This window comes from Streptococcus sp. 116-D4 (assembly GCF_009731465.1).
Classification (GTDB): Bacteria; Bacillota; Bacilli; order Lactobacillales; family Streptococcaceae; genus Streptococcus; species Streptococcus pseudopneumoniae_E.
Genome location: NZ_AP021887.1, coordinates 702,063 through 717,404, shown reverse-complemented (window position 1 = coordinate 717,404; position 15,342 = coordinate 702,063). Strand labels below are relative to the sequence as shown.

Below are 15,342 nucleotides of genomic sequence, written 5' to 3'. Positions count from 1 at the left end.
TCTCCTTATTCTCTACTCACTTCTGACGAATGACAAAATGACGTTGCCCCTTGTCCTCTTTCTGAGAATGCTGGTCTTTCTGACGACGTCTATTTTTCTTATCTGCATTCGGTTTTCGTTTGGTTTGAGTCGGTTTCTTTCCTTTTCTAGAAGGCGGTTCTTCTTCCTTCTTACGCATTTTCTTGTCAAATGATGCTCGCTTAGGGGCTTCATTTTCTAGGACAAAATAGGCACAACCATAACTACAATACTCTAAAAGGTAGTCTTGTAAACGACTGATTTTTTCAAGTTTTTCTTCTGTTCGGTCATCCTTGTAAAAACCTCGTAGGCGAAGCTGTTCGTTGCTCCAGTCTCCCACGATATAATCAAACTTTGTTAAGACTTCTGAAAAACGCTGATTAAAAGCCGTCACATCAAAGGCATCCTTGATATTTTCCACCAAGGAAAAAGCTATCCCTTCCGTTTCGACCGTGTCCCCGTGTAAATGGAACTCAGGACCAGGAAACTTGTTATAGTTGTATAATTCAGGTGCAATTTCTTTTCGCATAGATATCCTTTTTTCACGATTACTTAATACTTTATTCTACCATAATTTCTAGCAGTTAGCACGTTTCTCATAAGAATAGAAACGATAAACTTTTAGTCTTCATTAAAAAACCTAAAGCGTTTATACTATTAAATCTTAAAAAATAGCAGGTCTTTAGGACTTTTTAAAAGACTATAAAAGTTCTTAAAAAAGTCCACAAAAAAAGCCCCCACAAAAGGGCAAACAAAATTACGAGTTCAGCAGGCAAGGAACTAGCACGGTCAAACGTGCTTTTTTTATTACCTAATAATATTATACCACATCTAAAATACACACTCAATTATTAGCAATCCCTCTCGGTTTGCAGTATAATGATGGAAAGGTGGGTTGATACCCACGGTTCACCAAAAAGACTGGTTTGGCGAGTTTATGGAGGAGGGATTTATATGGATAGTTCAAAAAAGACATGGGTAATTAACGGAGATACCTGGTTACATTGTCCTGTTTGCGGAACTGAAGTTATGGACTATGATATCTGTGACGTCTGTCGTTGGCAAAATACAGGTATTATAAATATTGACGGTGGCCCAAATAAAATAACTCTAGCTGAAGCCAAAGAAGCTTATGCAAGGAGAAAAATCGTAAAAATTCTAGAATTTGATACAGTGTTGTTAAAAAACGGTCAAATGGCGACAATTGTCGAAAAGCTAAGCGAAGATACTTTTATTGCTGACATAGGAGATTCCCCGAAAGACTGGGATACCATAACAATTACAATCGATGATATTGAAAAAGTAGTGTAATTGAAATTACTGATAAAATCAACCAGTCAAAAAAGCCCTAGATTCGTTTCTAAGGGCTTTTAGTTTATCCGTGGTGATTTAGTTATCCAGTACGAAACAAAGCAAAATAGGGGGTGAATATGAAGCCTCAGCCTACTTATACACTTCTAGCTCTCCGTTCTGGTGGATTCTCGCAAAGTTTAAAACAGCTATCTGTTTGTATCGATGATAAGTAGTGGAGCTAGTACCTGCCATCTCTACGCATTCACTCATTGTTTTCTTTCTCATATAGCAATAATGGATAATAAAGTATTTTCTGGCTCGTTTGTCCTCTATGCTGTTGATGTCGTGGGCGAATATTTCCAATCCCTCACGGATTGCTTTTTCATGCTCACCGCTCAAATTCCACTGATCAGGTAAGACAAGTTCCCAAGCCTCTTCATCTATCGCAACTTGGTTTTCACTTCCTGCCATTCTCTGGAATCTCAGAAAGTAAGTCATCCGCTCTCTGACGTTCATCATCGTTTTGAAGTTATCCAGCTCCATTAGTTCGCTCCCTTGTGATATAATAATATTATTGAGATTATAGCTGAGGCGGAGCGCCTTGGCTTTTTTTGTATTCTAAGGCTTTTCCTTTTGAATCTCATCTTCCCAAACGGATTCAACCATTGCGCTCATGGCCTCTATAAATTTATCATCCTTAACCGGAGTTTCTTGATGGATGTTACTCTTAATCACACTGATTTCTGCTCGCAACTTCTCGTCCAGCAACTCCAAATCACGAAAAGCGCTATTATTCATCCCATGCAAAGCAGAAAGAAAGGCATTAAAATTACTAGATCTCAATCCACTTTCGATAATTTCAGATTTAGCTTTATTTTTTAGCCATTCATACTCATTAAAAGCCTGTTCTCTTGACCATAAAGCACGGTTTGAAAACTCTTTTAATAACTCTCTGTACCTTGTATTAACCTTATACTCTTTCAGCAACTTACTAGCCCTTGAATCTATCGTACTATCAGCCATCTTTTGGGCGTTATAAGCCTCTTTATATGCTTTTCTTTGAGATAGTCCAGCCACTAGTCCTTGGACAAATTTTTCTTGTCTCTGCGTTAACTTATCTGTCACATTAGTTCACCTCCTTAAGCGACAAAAAGGGGAAAACTCCCCCTTGTCTTAAGCGTTATCTTGCTCTTGCTCAGCTTTTAATACTGCTTCTTCTACGTTGTAGTCAATGATTGCACCGATAGCGTCCCCATCTTCAATGTATTTAAAATTATAACGCTCGTACTCTGGATGTGCTTGCTGGTGTTCTTCCATTAGTTTGAAGAGTTCTACAATCGTTGGTACTGGTTCAATTTTGTGTCTAATTTGTCTCTTCATCTTTTAAAAATGCCCTTTCACATCGTTGTAAGTATTTCCAAAGGCTCGCACATAAACTTCTCTTAAGAATGGTTCAACTGGATAGACTGGTTCGTATCTAACCCTTCCATCGGCTGGCGAAATAATAGACCCCCCTGTGCTGAAAGTAAACTCTCTCTTACCTTTTCCAACTTTGTAAACCATAGCATGGTAAAGGGCTTGAAGTTTATCTGAATCAGCTCTAAATTCGTCATCGATCTGGTCAATCTCTCGTAGCAAATCCACGGCTTTATCATAAAGCGCCTTATGCTTTTTGTCAACCGTTGAATCTAGTTCATCGATTTTTGTCTTAAAATCTTCAAGACTCATAAGTGTTTCATTGTGCAAGTCTTCCAGCTTTTTAGCATTCTTTTTTAATTTACTTTCAGCAATCCATAAGTTATCCTTGGCATTGCGTAGCTTGTCTTTGTCTACTTCATCAACCGCTTCATCATGTTCACGTTGGGCGTTCGCTTGATCTTGAAGCAACTGTGTTTTTTCTCGTTCAGCCTCAGCAATCGCATTTTCGTTTTGTGTGATCAATGCGTTAACTTCCTTAGTAATTTTATCTAGTGCTTTATCCATTTTTTGGGCTAGTTCTTGGCGTTTTTGCGCTTGTTCAATGTTGTTTGTGTTTTGTGTTTCTGTCATCTTGTTCTTTCCTTTCCTGTTGTTTTATTAAGTTTAGAGTGCTATATCCAGTCACGGGATCTCTATTGTAGTTCATCTGCTTACATACTCTCTACTCTATTCCTCAACTTCTTCATCTATTGGATTTTCTTCATTCTTGAAAACTTCACAAATGCGCTCAAAGTTGATGTCTAGTTTGTTATCATCTATATACTCAGCAATAAGTGTTCCATTTTCCTTATATTTTAGTTTAATAGCTGGCACTAGATAAGTACCTCTCATATATCCAAATAAGGCTAACCCTGCTATTTGTGCGTCTTCTAGGTTTCCAAATTCATAAGTAAATGTATGTTTTGGCGCTGTTTCTGAAAATACTTTTAATGTCATGTTGTTTTTCCTCTTTCTGTTTTAAGGGTGTCACTAGTAGTTACACCATTGCAAAGGGGTCGGTACTATCTACCCCATTTTGTTTTAGGTTTTAGGCAAAGTGTAGCCGTTTTTGAATATCTATTGGCTACGCGTTCCGCCTTACAGCCCCAAGGGTTTTCGCCTTGTGTAGCCGTGTAGCCATTTCATCTCAAAAAAAATATATAAATAACGCATTAGGTTTTTAATTATATATACTTTTATAAAATATATATTTTGGCTACATTTATATTAAAAAGTCAGTAATATCAAGGGTTTAGGGGTGTAGCCGTTTTTTTCGTCTTGTCTACATCTCTTTGAAACCCTTACAGTATCAAAGGTTTTCAGTGTAGCCGTTTTTTTATCTTTTGGCTACACTGTCTACACTTTATTTTTTTATTTTAGCAAATCCACGTTTGACGCTTTTACCAAATCTAAGGGAGTCCCTCGATTCCCAACCCTCTTTGTTTTGCATGAATTTCTTAACCTTATTTTTATCTTTAGGGTTGGGGGAATTGTTCAAATAAACCTCGGAAAAGAATATATTTACTGTCAACTTGTCCCTTTCCACCAGTTCCCCATACTTTCCAGTATCTAGATGAATCTCTACGCCATTAGCGCCCATATGATAGCCGTGGTTCATCATGTCATGAATATAGTAGTGTCTCGTACTGTCTGTTGCTGGGAATTGATACATATTTTTAGGGTAGGGAGTTTCTAAATAACGCTCAACATCCTCAAGGATTTCATCTACAAACTTGTAACGGCTTCTAACCTCATTTACTAGCTTTTCCTGCTCGTCTGTCAGGTTCAAGACTTGGTTAGCTCTCCAAGCCATCACCATAGCACCCCAAAAGGCTCTACGGTCTTTTTCTGTCCACTTCCTGCCCTTATAGTTGGTGTCTTTATGGACTTCTGCAACCAAAAAGCGCCTTTCTCCTGTCAGGTCGTTTAAATAATCATGGTCATTGGTTGCCCTCACAATAATAAAACTCTTAGGTAGTCGCCTATCACTGGAGGCGTAAGGCGGTCTAAACTCTAGCTTGGTTTCTGTGATGAATTTCTTCAATTCTGAAAAACTAGCCTTTTTACTGGCCACCATCTCATCATCAAATACACACCAGTTTCTGACCATTCTAGCCTTATCATCTTTATCTGTGAAGGTCTCAACGGTTGTAAAATACTTGTGAGTAAAAAGCCCCTCAAAAAATTGGGTCTTTCCTACTCCCTGCCGTCCAGTCAAGTCCAGTACAAAGTCAAACTTGATGGTAGGGTCAAACACCTTGGCAACCGCTCCACGGAAAAACAAGTCCATGATAATACGGTTATATTCATCATCCTTAATATTGAGATAATGCCTTAAAATCTCAAAGGGATCACGCTGATTCACTAACTCTTTATACTCACTTTCGCAAGATTCCAGATAGTCTTTTAAGGGGTTGTAGCTGTGTTCTCCAGCCACCACTTCCAAAATATCCGCTATGTCAGGCTTTTTATAGTCCAGCTTGTACTTGGTAGCAATATAAGCCCTAATCTCTCTGATAATCAGGTCATCGATTGCACCGCTCAGGGTCCTACCGTTTAGCTTCATTGGTCTAGTCACGTCGATTTCATAAGTGAAGACGTTGTACTGTATAGCCCCTTTTAGCTTGCTATCTCCGCTCAAAATCTTCTTGAGATTGTCCAAGTTGACTGCAAAGCCATCGCCTCTTGCTCTCTTTGCCAAGTTCAGGCTATTATGTTCCTCATCGGTCTCCCTTGCTTGGGTCAAGTCCACCACTTCAGGCGGTGCTTGTTGCTTATCTTCTTCAATGATTTTATTTACAATGTCATTGCTATTCAAAAGCCACCTCCTTATAGAATGTTGTCGCTACTTCTAGGAAATAGCTTGCTAGGTCTTTGCGTTTAACAATTGCTGAAAACAAATCCACTAACTGATTAAAACTATAGCCATTCACAAACAGCAAGCGGACAAAAAGTGAAGTCTCATACCTGGTATAAATGCCATTACAAATCAGGTCAAAAACCCAGCCTTTTAACTCCACTCCAAGCCCCTGCCGTTGCTCTGTCAATTTGTTTACCTCTAAATCTTTCAGGATCGTCAGCAAGTCAGGACTGGCCAAACCTATCTCTAAATCTCTGGTTAGTTCCCAGCCCTCTACTTCCTCACTTTCGTCTTTAACTACCACATACAAGCCTTTGTAGTGAAAAGCCGTCAAACCCTCACCTATTGGCTCAAAGTAGATAAATTTGTAGTGTTCCCCATTCTTCCATACTTGGGTTGGGGTAGACTTGAGAAAGCCAAACAAAGGCAATTTGTCAGCGGATAAAATTAACTCCAGCACCCTCATTTATCCACCCCCAGAAACTTCCAGATGTCAGTCACTAAATAGTAAATCATTCTAGAACCATCGTCAGGCGGTTGATAGCGTCTTAAACCCTGCCTTTCCCACTTATTTAGCGTGCTGTCACTAATTTTCAATTCCTCTTTGAGTTCAACTCTATTTATAAGTTTGGTCAGTCTTGGCGGTACTTTCTCATGCGCTTCAAGGTATTTTTTTACTACCTCCAGAATGCCATGTGTCAGGTCATGCTCACTTTCTCTGCTTAGGCTAAACATATCCGCCCACCTCCTTCAAGGTTTCCTTATAACTTTCTAGATCGCTATTCATCAACACTGCTAGGCGCTTGCTCTCTTCCTGTACTTGGTTGTAAAAGGCCTTAGCGCCATCTAGTAGCTCGCCTTTATTCGCTGGGATAAAGTAGCCACTAAAAACGCCACATCTAACCCCCACTATTGGGATGTTATGCTTGACTACTAGGCGCTTAATGATGTCACGTACTGTTCTTTCTGTTAGCTTGGTTGTCAGGCTGATTTCTGCCCCTGTTATGGAGTTCTCAGCCCCTACCTTGATTAGTCTTAATACTCGTTTATCATTCTCTGATAGGCTCATCCAGTTCCTCCTCTCCTTTGCTTTTATTCAAAAAGGTTATTTGTCCGCTCGCTATCCCTTGCAAAATATCTTTTTGAGTTTCTATGATTGTATCCAAGGTTTTCAAAATAGCTGTCTTAGTCTCTAAATCCAACGCTTGTTTTGTCAACAAGCCCATAGTTACAGCTAACTTTGTTGCATTGTCCATACACGTAGCTAGAAAAATCTCTTTAGTAAAATAGGTTTCATCTGGCATATCTTCAAAATCAAGAAATAAATTAATTGTGTAACTCATTTCATCCCTCCGTAAACTCTTACCCCTGCAAGCTGGATATATCGCCCATAATCAGGGTTTAAATCCTTGCTAGGTGTTTCTATCGTCTGTTGGTTTTCTCGCTCTATTTTGGCGCTTTTTTTGCGGTCTCGGTGGTTTAAATAAAGCAGTAAGCCAATCAGTACCACGGAAAAGGCAAGTGCCTGTGTATTGGTCAAATCTAACTCATTCATGTTATACCCTCGCTTTGTAATTCTTGATGTAGTCCACTTGGTCGCTTCGTTCCATCTTCAGCAAGTCGTCTTCGGCTTGTGCCATTTCTTTAATATCTTTAGTCATGGTATGCCTCCAGCTCTTTAGCGTTGTCATTGTTCAAAAGCAAAAAGGCTATTTCATTTAGACGATCGTATAGCTTTTCATTCTGGGCGTATGCTGTATCAGTGTATTTTTTAGCAAGCCATAAGAACGTGGTTGTATCTTTCTGTAGTGCAAACTCAAGCCCTTCAAGAGCTAGGTTATTCATTTTTAAAACATTCATGATGTCGGTTAATTCGTTCCCTAATTCTGCTAGTTTCTTAGCCGATAATAGAACTTGTTGGCTTGATGTTGCTTTTTTTGTTGTCATGTTTTTTACCTCTTTTTCTATCTTTTTATACTTGCCACGATGGCTTTTTAATGCTTTTTTTCCTGTTACATACCCCACGCTCAGAGTCGCCAAACTTTGAGAGCGTGGGGATTTTTAATGGTTGTTTCTTATACATTGTTTCTTGTAATTCCTAGCCTCACGCTCAGAGTCGCCAAATTGAAAGCGTGAGAAAGTACCAGTTTAAAGAGTTGGAGCTCTATGCTTTTCAAAACCTTTTCTAATTGCTTGCCTGCACTTCGGTTTTCTTAGTTTTTCTTCATTTCGTTTACGGCTTTATCTGCTAGCCGTTGCCATTGTTTTCTAAAATCTTGTTCATCTATCCGCCCATGCAGAAAGTCGCTCAGGGCGTAAGTTACACGGCTGTAAAATTGCCTTGCTCGTTCGTATGCTGTCATCTGTTAGCCCTCCATCATGTCATAAAGTAGGGCGTAGTGCTTATCTGGGATTCTGTCCAAGGCTTTCAAGCCATCGTGTTCTGCTTTTTGTCTTGTTTCCGCCTTGACTGTGCTATCAAAGGCAATAGAAAAGGCGTTTAACATAGCCTTGTAGCGGTCTACACTCTTCAAATAGCGCCCACGACCTGACAATTCCTTGTCTTCAAGCTCCTCTTTTATCGAATTGTCCAAAAGTTCAAACTTGGTATAAACTCCTTTTTCTACTTTGAAGTCTATCCGTTTGCTTTGTCTCAAACTGTAAAGATTAGTTCTGCAACTCTCTAAATTGCGATAGCCTAATACTCCAGCGATTTCTTCTAGGTTTTTGCCCTCTAATTCAGGCAATTTTTCAGCAATATCCTTGAATTTTACTACTTGATGTTTCTTTCCCATTGTTTACCTTGTCTTTCTATGCTATAATCAAGGTATAGAAAAAATATCTATATTCTTGATCCAGTCGCTTGCTTCTGTCGCCAAACGTTCAGCAAGTGACTTTTTTTTGTTGTCGTTTTTAATCTTCATGTCTAGGTTTTTTATAAATCAGTTGACGGCTTTCCACTAACTCAGCGATAAAAGCTAGGTTATTGGCCGTATTTTCTATCAATTCGTCAAGCACCCCTTTGTTTTCAGGTAATGCAATAGCTTCAGCCACACTCACGGCATTATCTAGCCATGTTTTAAATTCTTTAAAGTTCATTTCTTTGCTCCTTTTTTGTTGTCAATCCCCAGTGGTAAAGCACCACATGAGAAACTTGTAAATGTATTGAAGTATTGCGATCGGGTCGCTCCTTTCTAATAATCTTCTGCAAGCCACTGCATAGCTTTTTGATAAATGCTAGGCTTTACTTCGCCACCGTCTCGGATTTTGCGATAGGTAATTGGATTTACACCAATTTCCTCACTGGCTTTTTTAGCGGTCAAATTCTTGTCTGCCTGCTTTCGGCGGATCGCTTTTGCTTGTGTTGAGGTGATAAGCAAGACAGTTTCCTCCTTTCTTGTTTGTAAAGTTTAACTTTACTCGAATCGAGTATATAATGTTTTTCTTTACTTGTCAAGAGAAAATAAATAAAAACTTTACAAAAGTTTTTTTAACGGTTATAATTTAACTGAGGTGATAAAATGTCAACAATAAAAAATAGACTAAAAATTCTAAGAACTGATGAGGGAATAACTCAAGAAAAATTAGCCAAAATTATAAATGAAAAACTAAATGAAAATGAAAAACCAATATCCAAAATGGTGATATCTAACTGGGAAAATAATAAGCATACTATTAAACCAGAAAAAGCCCAACAACTTGCTGACTACTTCGGGGTAAGTGTAGGCTACCTGTTGGGGTATAGTGATGATCCCAAAATATATGATGACGAAATTGTAATGGAACCTGAAGAGGGGTTGATTGTAGTACACTCTAGAGAGAGATACGACAAAGAGAATCAAGAAAGAATGTTTAAAGATTTCATTACATTTTTCCGTGATAACATTATCTTTATCAGCGATGATGAAATTTTGTCTCTATATTCTATGGTGCAGGCTGCCAATCTCAATAATGCCACCCCAAGAGGCAGACAGTTTACCGATTTGATTTTTTCTGATAATGACGAATCAAAACAAATAATTGATGATTACTCATTAGTTTTCGGTAATGAGTTTGCTAGAAATGATTTAGAGGAACAAATCCACGGGTATATCTATGATGAAACAAAATCTAAAGAAAAAACCGAAAAACTCTTGAAAGTCTTACAATCGGCATATGGCGAACGCGACTACCTAGATTAGTAAGATTATCATAGGCGAAGTCGTGAGTATATATAGAGAATAAAAAAGGAGTAAAATCATGAAATTAAATACAAAATCAGCTTTTCGATTCAAAGATAATAACAAAAATAGAAAATATATCGTTATGCAAGTTAAGTTGCAAGAAGCAGTTTTTGGAACTGGTTCAGCTAGAACTACCATCACCGAATTAGAGGATGTTCTAAACGAACAAGTAGAAAAAGGGTATAAACTACATACAATGTCTACTAGTAAAGGTGGAAAAGGAATGTTAGGCGGTGATCATATTTTTGCTACGTTGGTATTCGAAAGAATAGACTAACTAACAAAAAAAGACAAGCCTGCTCCTGCTGACTTGTCTGATAATACCTAACTGAAAATAAGCAAAAGGTTAGATATTTACAACATCATTATACCACTCTTGCAGTTAAAAAGCGACTGACGGCATTTCTCACGCTCATCGGGCTATAACTCTCTAATGCAGTATAATGCGGTATAATTTAGACGATTTTCAACACTTTGGCATTTTAGAAACGCTTAAAGTGCTCTAAACAATATCAAAAAAAAATAAAACTCTTGAAATATTGGGGCTTGTATGCTAGAATGAAAGCATAAAGGGAAAAACAGTGCTTCTAGCATATGTAACTAAAAAGCCCCACCGTTCCAGCGATGGGGTTTTTTGCTACCCTCTTAAAAGGGTTAAAGGCTACTTGTTGCGTCTCTTTATCCATAGCTTGAAAAGCTCAGACAGTACGTTAACAAGTAACGGAGCTAGAAAAAGGGAAAACAACTCTAGCATATATAACACCTCCCTTCTCTAAATTGAGGGGGCGAAAACATTATATCAAAAACACCCATCACAAACAAGCCCATATAAGCCCCATATCCTCCTTGTTTCCTACTCTAGCATTATATTTACCGTCTGACTGCTTAAAATCGAAAACAAGGGGCTTCTCGTAGCCCCTCGCATGGTATAAACTCAAAACCTTTTCTAATTGCTTGCCTGCTGATGGAAAAAGGAGTAAAACCATGAAAATAACAGAATACACCAAAAAAGACGAATCTACAGTCTATCGCTCCAGCGTCTATCTTGGCATCGATACCATAACGGGTAAGAAAGTCAAGACGACTATATCAGGGCGAACCAAGAGAGAGCTCAAAGCCAAAGCGCTGCAAGCTCAAATAGACTTTGAAAAAGGAGGCTCAACAGTATATAAGGCGGTTCAAATCAATACCTATGCCGAACTGGTGGAGAATTGGCTAGAAACGTACTGCCATACAGTCAAAAAGGCAACCCTTACAATAATCAAGAGTAGACTAAATAACTATCTACTTCCAGCCTTTGGAAACTACAAACTAGATAAGCTAACGCCCCCAGTTATTCAAAAGCAAGTTAATCAATGGGCAAAAGATTACAATCAACTAGGCAAAGGCTACCAAGAATATACGCAACTTAACTCGCTAAATAAACGCATACTTAAATACGCCGTATCGTTGCAAGTTATCCCTTTTAATCCTGCCCGTGATATTATCGTCCCACGTCGCAAACCAAAAGAAGGGCAAAAACTGAAATATCTGGATGATGATCATTTAAAAAAATTCTTGACTTATCTGGAGCAGTTACCAAACACTTACAAAAATTTCTACGATACGGTGCTTTATAAGACGCTTTTAGCTACTGGTTTGCGTATTCGTGAGTGTTTAGCCTTGAAATGGTCTGATATTGACTTACAAAACGGTACACTAGACGTAAACAAAACTCTAAACTGTGAAAAGGAAGTCACCACCCCTAAAACAAAATCAAGCGTAAGAGTAATTGACTTGGATAATAAGACAGTGCTCATGCTACGGCTTTACAAAAATAGACAAGCGCAAGTGGGTAGAGAAATAGGCTTGACTTATGAGAAAGTATTCCCTAATTATTTCGATGAATATAGAGACGCTAGGACACTTAGACATAGACTTGAGAAACATTTAAAACTTTCTGACTGCCCTCGTTTAACTTTCCACGCCTTCCGTCATACTCACGCTAGTATCTTACTCAATGCAGGACTGCCTTACAAAGAAATACAAACAAGGCTAGGGCATTCTCAGATATCAATAACCATGGATACATATAGCCACTTGTCCAAAGACAACAAGAAAAACGCTACTTCATTTTATGAAAAAGCCATTGAAAAGTTAAAAAGTTCCTAAAAAGTCCACAAAAAGTTTAAAAACTCACTAGCTCAATTGTGAAATGTAGCTATATCAAGGGCTTTACACATCCTAATTGAAATTTAGCACGTTTCTCATAAAAATGAAAAAAGTCTGACGATTTTGTCAGACCAAAATAATATAACCTAAAAAAGAGAAGAACAATTCTTCCCTCCATATACCATTATTTAGCAGCTGCGTACAATTCATCTACTTTGTTCCAGTTGATCACTGAGAAGAAAGCTTTGATGTAGTCAGGACGCACGTTGCGGTATTTCACGTAGTAAGCATGTTCCCAAACGTCCAAGCCCAAAATTGGTTTTTTACCTTCTGAGATTGGTGTATCTTGGTTTGCTGTTGAAGTTACTTCAAGCTTCCCTTCTTTGTTGACAACCAACCATGCCCATCCTGAACCAAAACGAGTTGTTGCGGCTGTAGTGAAGGCCGCTTGGAATTCTTCAAATGAACCAAATGTTGCATCGATTGCTGCTGCAAGTTCTGCTGAAGGAGCTGTTTTCTCAGGAGTCATCAATTCCCAGAAAAGAGCGTGGTTCAAATGCCCACCACCATTGTTAATAAGCGCTTGACGGATATCAGCTGGGATAGATTCTACGTCAGCAAGCAAGGCTTCAAGATCTTCACCGATTTCAGGGTGTTTTTCAAGAGCTGCATTAGCATTGTTGACATAAGTTTGATGGTGTTTGTCATGGTGCAAGTGCATTGTTTCTGCATCGATGTATGGTTCCAAAGCGTCGTATGCATATGGAAGATCTGGTAAGATAATAGCCATCTGTAATACCTCTTTTTCTTTCTATATGAAAATGATAACGCAAACATTCACTTTTTTCAAGTTTTTTGCTTATAGATGAAGAAATCACTGAAATACTTTCTAATCATACTCTTCGAAAATCTCTTCAAACTGCGTCAACGTCACCTTGCCGTAGATATAGTTACTGACTTCGTCAGTTTCATCCGCAACCTCAAAGCACTGCTTTGAGCTGACTTCGTCAGTTTCATCCGCAACCTCAAAAACATGTTTTGAGCTGACTTCGTCAGTCTTATCTACAACCTCAAAGCAGTGCTTTGAGCAACGCGGCTAGTTTCCTAGTTTGCTCTTTGATTTTCATTGAGTATAAAATAAGCAAATCAGCAAGAAACCCATGACAAGATCATCTTGACGCGGGTTATAGTTTCAACAAATGTCAATTGACCTGACTAGCAATCTGTAAGAGTGCCTTTTCAAAAAGGAAACCTTTTTCATAAAGACCTGTTTTAATCTGATAGTCTGTCTCAATCAAATAAGAAATAGCTTGCTTCAAAAAGCTAAAGGAAAGTCCTCTTGAATCCCTCAGCGCAAACTTAATCTGATAGGGATTAGGATTGCGTCCGAGAAAACTGCCTAGACTACTTGTAATCTGCGATTCTGTTTGCCCAGACTCCGCCAAAATCTTCACCTGAGTAAAAGTCCGAAATTGTCCCAGCATGACTGCAATCAGTTTAATTTCGTCTTCCCCTTGCAGGGTCAAGTCTCTAAGCAAATCGCGCGCCTGGTCCATCTTTTTAGTCAGAATAAACTGAGTTAAATCAAAAATATTGTCCTGCAAGGTCTTGGGAATAGCATTGACAATATCTTCTTCCTCGATAATAGAATCTGCCTTATAGGACTGTAAAAAGAGGAGATTTTTCTGGATTTCGCTAAATTGAAAACCCGATTTGATAAGGAGATTTTCAAAAGAATGATTGGCAAACTGCAGACCTTCTTTCTGGCTCCACTTTTGGAAATACTGACGCAATTCTTGTTCTTTGGCTTCTACTGCATCAAAGACCTTGGCATCACGCTTAAGTAATTTAACCAATCGCCTTTTGCTATCCAGCTTTCCTTCTGCAAAGATTAACAACTTGGTTGTTGGTGAAGGATTATCAAGGTATTCCTCAAATGACTTGAGCTCATCATCTGTCAAAAAGCGCTTTTTAGCAGTCGTGATATCGACAAAATGATCTAGGATCACGATTTTCTCATCTGCAAAGAAAGGAAGGCTGACCAACTCCAGTTCTACATCCTTATAAACCACTTCTTTCATATCAAAGTAGGCAAAGTTGAGGTCAGCAGAATCATAACCAATCTGTTTTAACACTTGACTCTTCATCACTTCAAACTGACCCTGATCTGTCCCTGTAAATAGGCTCAGACTCGGTAAATTTGATAAAGTCAACTTCTGACTTTCTTCAATAGCTAGCATCTTCTCTCCTTTCTTCTGATTTTTTAATTCATTTAATCGATATAGCGCAATTTCCCACGGAAATCTTCTAGGGTCTCGTACCCTTTTTCCGCCATGATTGCTTTCAGTTCATTGGTAATGCGGTCAAAAGCACCAACTCCTTCTTTATGGAGGGTAGTTCCTACCTGCACCATGCTGGCACCACATAGGATATGTTCAAAGGCATCACGTCCTGTTAATACTCCACCAGTTCCGATGATTTGGATTTCTGTATTCAAGCGTTGATAAAAAGCATGGACATTAGCAAGAGCAGTCGGTTTGATGTACTCTCCACCAATCCCACCGAAACCATTTTTAGGACGAATAACGACGGACTCATCTTCTATATAAAGACCATTTCCAATAGAGTTGACACAATTGACAAACTTGAGCGGATATTTATTAAAGATCGCTGCAGCCTGGTCAAAGTGAACAATATCAAAATAAGGTGGAAGCTTAATTCCTAATGGTTTTGTAAAATACTCAAAGACTTCTGACAAGATACGGTCTGTTGTCTCAAAATCATAGGCAATCTGAGGTTTACCGGGAACATTTGGACAGGAGAGATTGAGTTCAGTTAGACCACGAAAATTACTTTCTTGAACCTTTTTCAAAATGGTATGAGTTTCTTCTGGAGACATTCCAACTAATGATAAAAAGAAGGTACGATTTGCTTCCTTTTCTTGTAACTCTAAAAGATAGTTTAAGTAATAATCTAAACCATTATTCGGTAAGCCCATAGAGTTGATAGAACCAAGTGGAACATCCTGATAGCGTGGCTCAGGATTTCCTTGACGAAATTCCAAGGTTGCTGTTTTAGTGACAAAGGTTCCTGCTGCTGAGTTTTTGACACCTTCCAACTCCTCAACTGTCATACAAGCAACTCCTGCTGCATTCATCAAGCAATTGTCAAACTCAAAACCAGCAATTTGTGTTTTAGTTGATACCATGATTCTGTTCCTCCAGATTCCTTTTATTTTTAATATTATACCATACTTTGACTTTTGCCTTTCAATAAAAGCATTTCCATAGAAAATGTTCGTTATTTATCCATTTTCAAAAAATCCGAAAAACTAAATTG

General features: G+C 38.5%; 23 protein-coding genes and 1 pseudogene. 4 read left to right on the top strand and 20 right to left on the bottom strand.

Annotated features, from left to right (window positions below):
- Positions 1–16: 16 nt before the first annotated feature.
- On the bottom strand, positions 17–547 hold the full coding sequence (locus UKS_RS03675) for a YutD family protein (protein ID WP_156011861.1): 531 nt from the start codon (positions 545–547) through the stop codon (positions 17–19).
- A gap of 425 nt (positions 548–972) precedes the next feature.
- Here UKS_RS03675 and UKS_RS09820 point away from each other — a divergent pair.
- Positions 973–1,158: pseudogene (locus UKS_RS09820) on the top strand (CPCC family cysteine-rich protein); the annotation flags it as partial.
- 303 nt (positions 1,159–1,461) lie between these two features.
- On the opposite strand, the gene UKS_RS03665 reads toward UKS_RS09820, so the two are convergent.
- From UKS_RS03665 to UKS_RS03595, 16 genes are all read right to left on the bottom strand, one after another.
- A complete protein-coding gene (locus UKS_RS03665) occupies positions 1,462–1,854 on the bottom strand; it encodes a transcriptional regulator (RefSeq protein ID WP_156011859.1) in 393 nt (130 codons plus the stop codon).
- A gap of 75 nt (positions 1,855–1,929) precedes the next feature.
- Complete coding sequence (locus tag UKS_RS03660; protein WP_156011858.1) at positions 1,930–2,436, bottom strand: terminase small subunit; 507 nt, start codon at positions 2,434–2,436, stop codon at positions 1,930–1,932.
- Between the two features lie 48 nt (positions 2,437–2,484).
- Positions 2,485–2,691 (bottom strand): hypothetical protein, encoded by a 207-nt coding sequence (locus UKS_RS03655; RefSeq protein ID WP_156011857.1) that lies wholly within the window; start codon positions 2,689–2,691, stop codon positions 2,485–2,487.
- 3 nt (positions 2,692–2,694) lie between these two features.
- Complete coding sequence (locus UKS_RS03650) at positions 2,695–3,360, bottom strand: hypothetical protein (protein ID WP_049497376.1); 666 nt, start codon at positions 3,358–3,360, stop codon at positions 2,695–2,697.
- Positions 3,361–3,456: 96 nt separating this feature from the next.
- On the bottom strand, positions 3,457–3,726 hold the full coding sequence (locus tag UKS_RS03645) for a hypothetical protein (protein ID WP_156011856.1): 270 nt from the start codon (positions 3,724–3,726) through the stop codon (positions 3,457–3,459).
- Between the two features lie 406 nt (positions 3,727–4,132).
- On the bottom strand, positions 4,133–5,587 hold the full coding sequence (locus UKS_RS03640) for a virulence-associated E family protein (protein ID WP_156011855.1): 1,455 nt from the start codon (positions 5,585–5,587) through the stop codon (positions 4,133–4,135).
- Positions 5,580–6,095: a hypothetical protein gene (locus tag UKS_RS03635; RefSeq protein WP_156011854.1), complete on the bottom strand. Its 516-nt coding sequence runs from the start codon at positions 6,093–6,095 to the stop codon at positions 5,580–5,582. The genes UKS_RS03640 and UKS_RS03635 overlap by 8 nt, the downstream gene beginning before the upstream one ends.
- Positions 6,092–6,364 carry a hypothetical protein gene (locus UKS_RS03630; protein ID WP_156011853.1) on the bottom strand — a complete coding sequence of 91 codons (273 nt, stop codon included), beginning with the start codon at positions 6,362–6,364 and terminating at the stop codon, positions 6,092–6,094. Before UKS_RS03630 ends, UKS_RS03635 begins: the two co-directional genes overlap by 4 nt.
- Entirely contained in the window at positions 6,357–6,698 is a 342-nt protein-coding gene (locus tag UKS_RS03625) for a DNA-binding protein (RefSeq protein ID WP_156011852.1), read from the bottom strand. The genes UKS_RS03630 and UKS_RS03625 overlap by 8 nt, the downstream gene beginning before the upstream one ends.
- Complete coding sequence (locus UKS_RS03620; RefSeq protein ID WP_156011851.1) at positions 6,679–6,972, bottom strand: hypothetical protein; 294 nt, start codon at positions 6,970–6,972, stop codon at positions 6,679–6,681. The genes UKS_RS03625 and UKS_RS03620 overlap by 20 nt, the downstream gene beginning before the upstream one ends.
- The gene (locus UKS_RS03615; RefSeq protein WP_156011850.1) at positions 6,969–7,184 is read right to left on the bottom strand and encodes a hypothetical protein; all 216 of its coding nucleotides are present in this window, start codon (positions 7,182–7,184) and stop codon (positions 6,969–6,971) included. The genes UKS_RS03620 and UKS_RS03615 overlap by 4 nt, the downstream gene beginning before the upstream one ends.
- Before the next feature lie 98 nt (positions 7,185–7,282).
- Complete coding sequence (locus UKS_RS03610) at positions 7,283–7,576, bottom strand: hypothetical protein (protein ID WP_156013045.1); 294 nt, start codon at positions 7,574–7,576, stop codon at positions 7,283–7,285.
- A 266-nt stretch (positions 7,577–7,842) separates the two neighbouring features.
- Positions 7,843–7,992, bottom strand: a complete 150-nt coding sequence (locus tag UKS_RS09705; protein ID WP_173020455.1) for a hypothetical protein — start codon at positions 7,990–7,992, stop codon at positions 7,843–7,845.
- A 3-nt stretch (positions 7,993–7,995) separates the two neighbouring features.
- Complete coding sequence (locus tag UKS_RS03605) at positions 7,996–8,424, bottom strand: hypothetical protein (protein WP_156011849.1); 429 nt, start codon at positions 8,422–8,424, stop codon at positions 7,996–7,998.
- Between the two features lie 118 nt (positions 8,425–8,542).
- On the bottom strand, positions 8,543–8,728 hold the full coding sequence (locus UKS_RS03600) for a hypothetical protein (protein WP_156011848.1): 186 nt from the start codon (positions 8,726–8,728) through the stop codon (positions 8,543–8,545).
- Positions 8,729–8,823: 95 nt separating this feature from the next.
- Positions 8,824–9,009, bottom strand: a complete 186-nt coding sequence (locus tag UKS_RS03595) for a hypothetical protein (protein ID WP_070526404.1) — start codon at positions 9,007–9,009, stop codon at positions 8,824–8,826.
- A gap of 141 nt (positions 9,010–9,150) precedes the next feature.
- On the opposite strand from UKS_RS03595, the gene UKS_RS03590 reads away from it, so the two are divergent.
- The 3 genes from UKS_RS03590 (at position 9,151) to UKS_RS03580 (ending at position 12,003) form a co-directional block, all read left to right on the top strand.
- Positions 9,151–9,810, top strand: coding sequence for a helix-turn-helix transcriptional regulator (locus UKS_RS03590; RefSeq protein WP_156011847.1), 660 nt, complete (start codon positions 9,151–9,153; stop codon positions 9,808–9,810).
- Positions 9,811–9,868: 58 nt separating this feature from the next.
- Complete coding sequence (locus UKS_RS03585) at positions 9,869–10,129, top strand: hypothetical protein (RefSeq protein WP_049512165.1); 261 nt, start codon at positions 9,869–9,871, stop codon at positions 10,127–10,129.
- Positions 10,130–10,836: 707 nt separating this feature from the next.
- Positions 10,837–12,003, top strand: coding sequence for a tyrosine-type recombinase/integrase (locus tag UKS_RS03580; protein WP_156011846.1), 1,167 nt, complete (start codon positions 10,837–10,839; stop codon positions 12,001–12,003).
- A 184-nt stretch (positions 12,004–12,187) separates the two neighbouring features.
- Here the strand turns inward: UKS_RS03580 and sodA are convergent, their stop codons facing one another.
- From sodA to UKS_RS03565, 3 genes are all read right to left on the bottom strand, one after another.
- The gene (sodA, locus tag UKS_RS03575; protein ID WP_156011845.1) at positions 12,188–12,793 is read right to left on the bottom strand and encodes a superoxide dismutase SodA; all 606 of its coding nucleotides are present in this window, start codon (positions 12,791–12,793) and stop codon (positions 12,188–12,190) included.
- Between the two features lie 412 nt (positions 12,794–13,205).
- Complete coding sequence (holA, locus tag UKS_RS03570) at positions 13,206–14,243, bottom strand: DNA polymerase III subunit delta (RefSeq protein WP_156011844.1); 1,038 nt, start codon at positions 14,241–14,243, stop codon at positions 13,206–13,208.
- Positions 14,244–14,275: 32 nt separating this feature from the next.
- The gene (locus UKS_RS03565) at positions 14,276–15,211 is read right to left on the bottom strand and encodes a dihydroorotate oxidase (RefSeq protein ID WP_156011843.1); all 936 of its coding nucleotides are present in this window, start codon (positions 15,209–15,211) and stop codon (positions 14,276–14,278) included.
- Between the last annotated feature and the right edge of the window lie 131 nt (positions 15,212–15,342).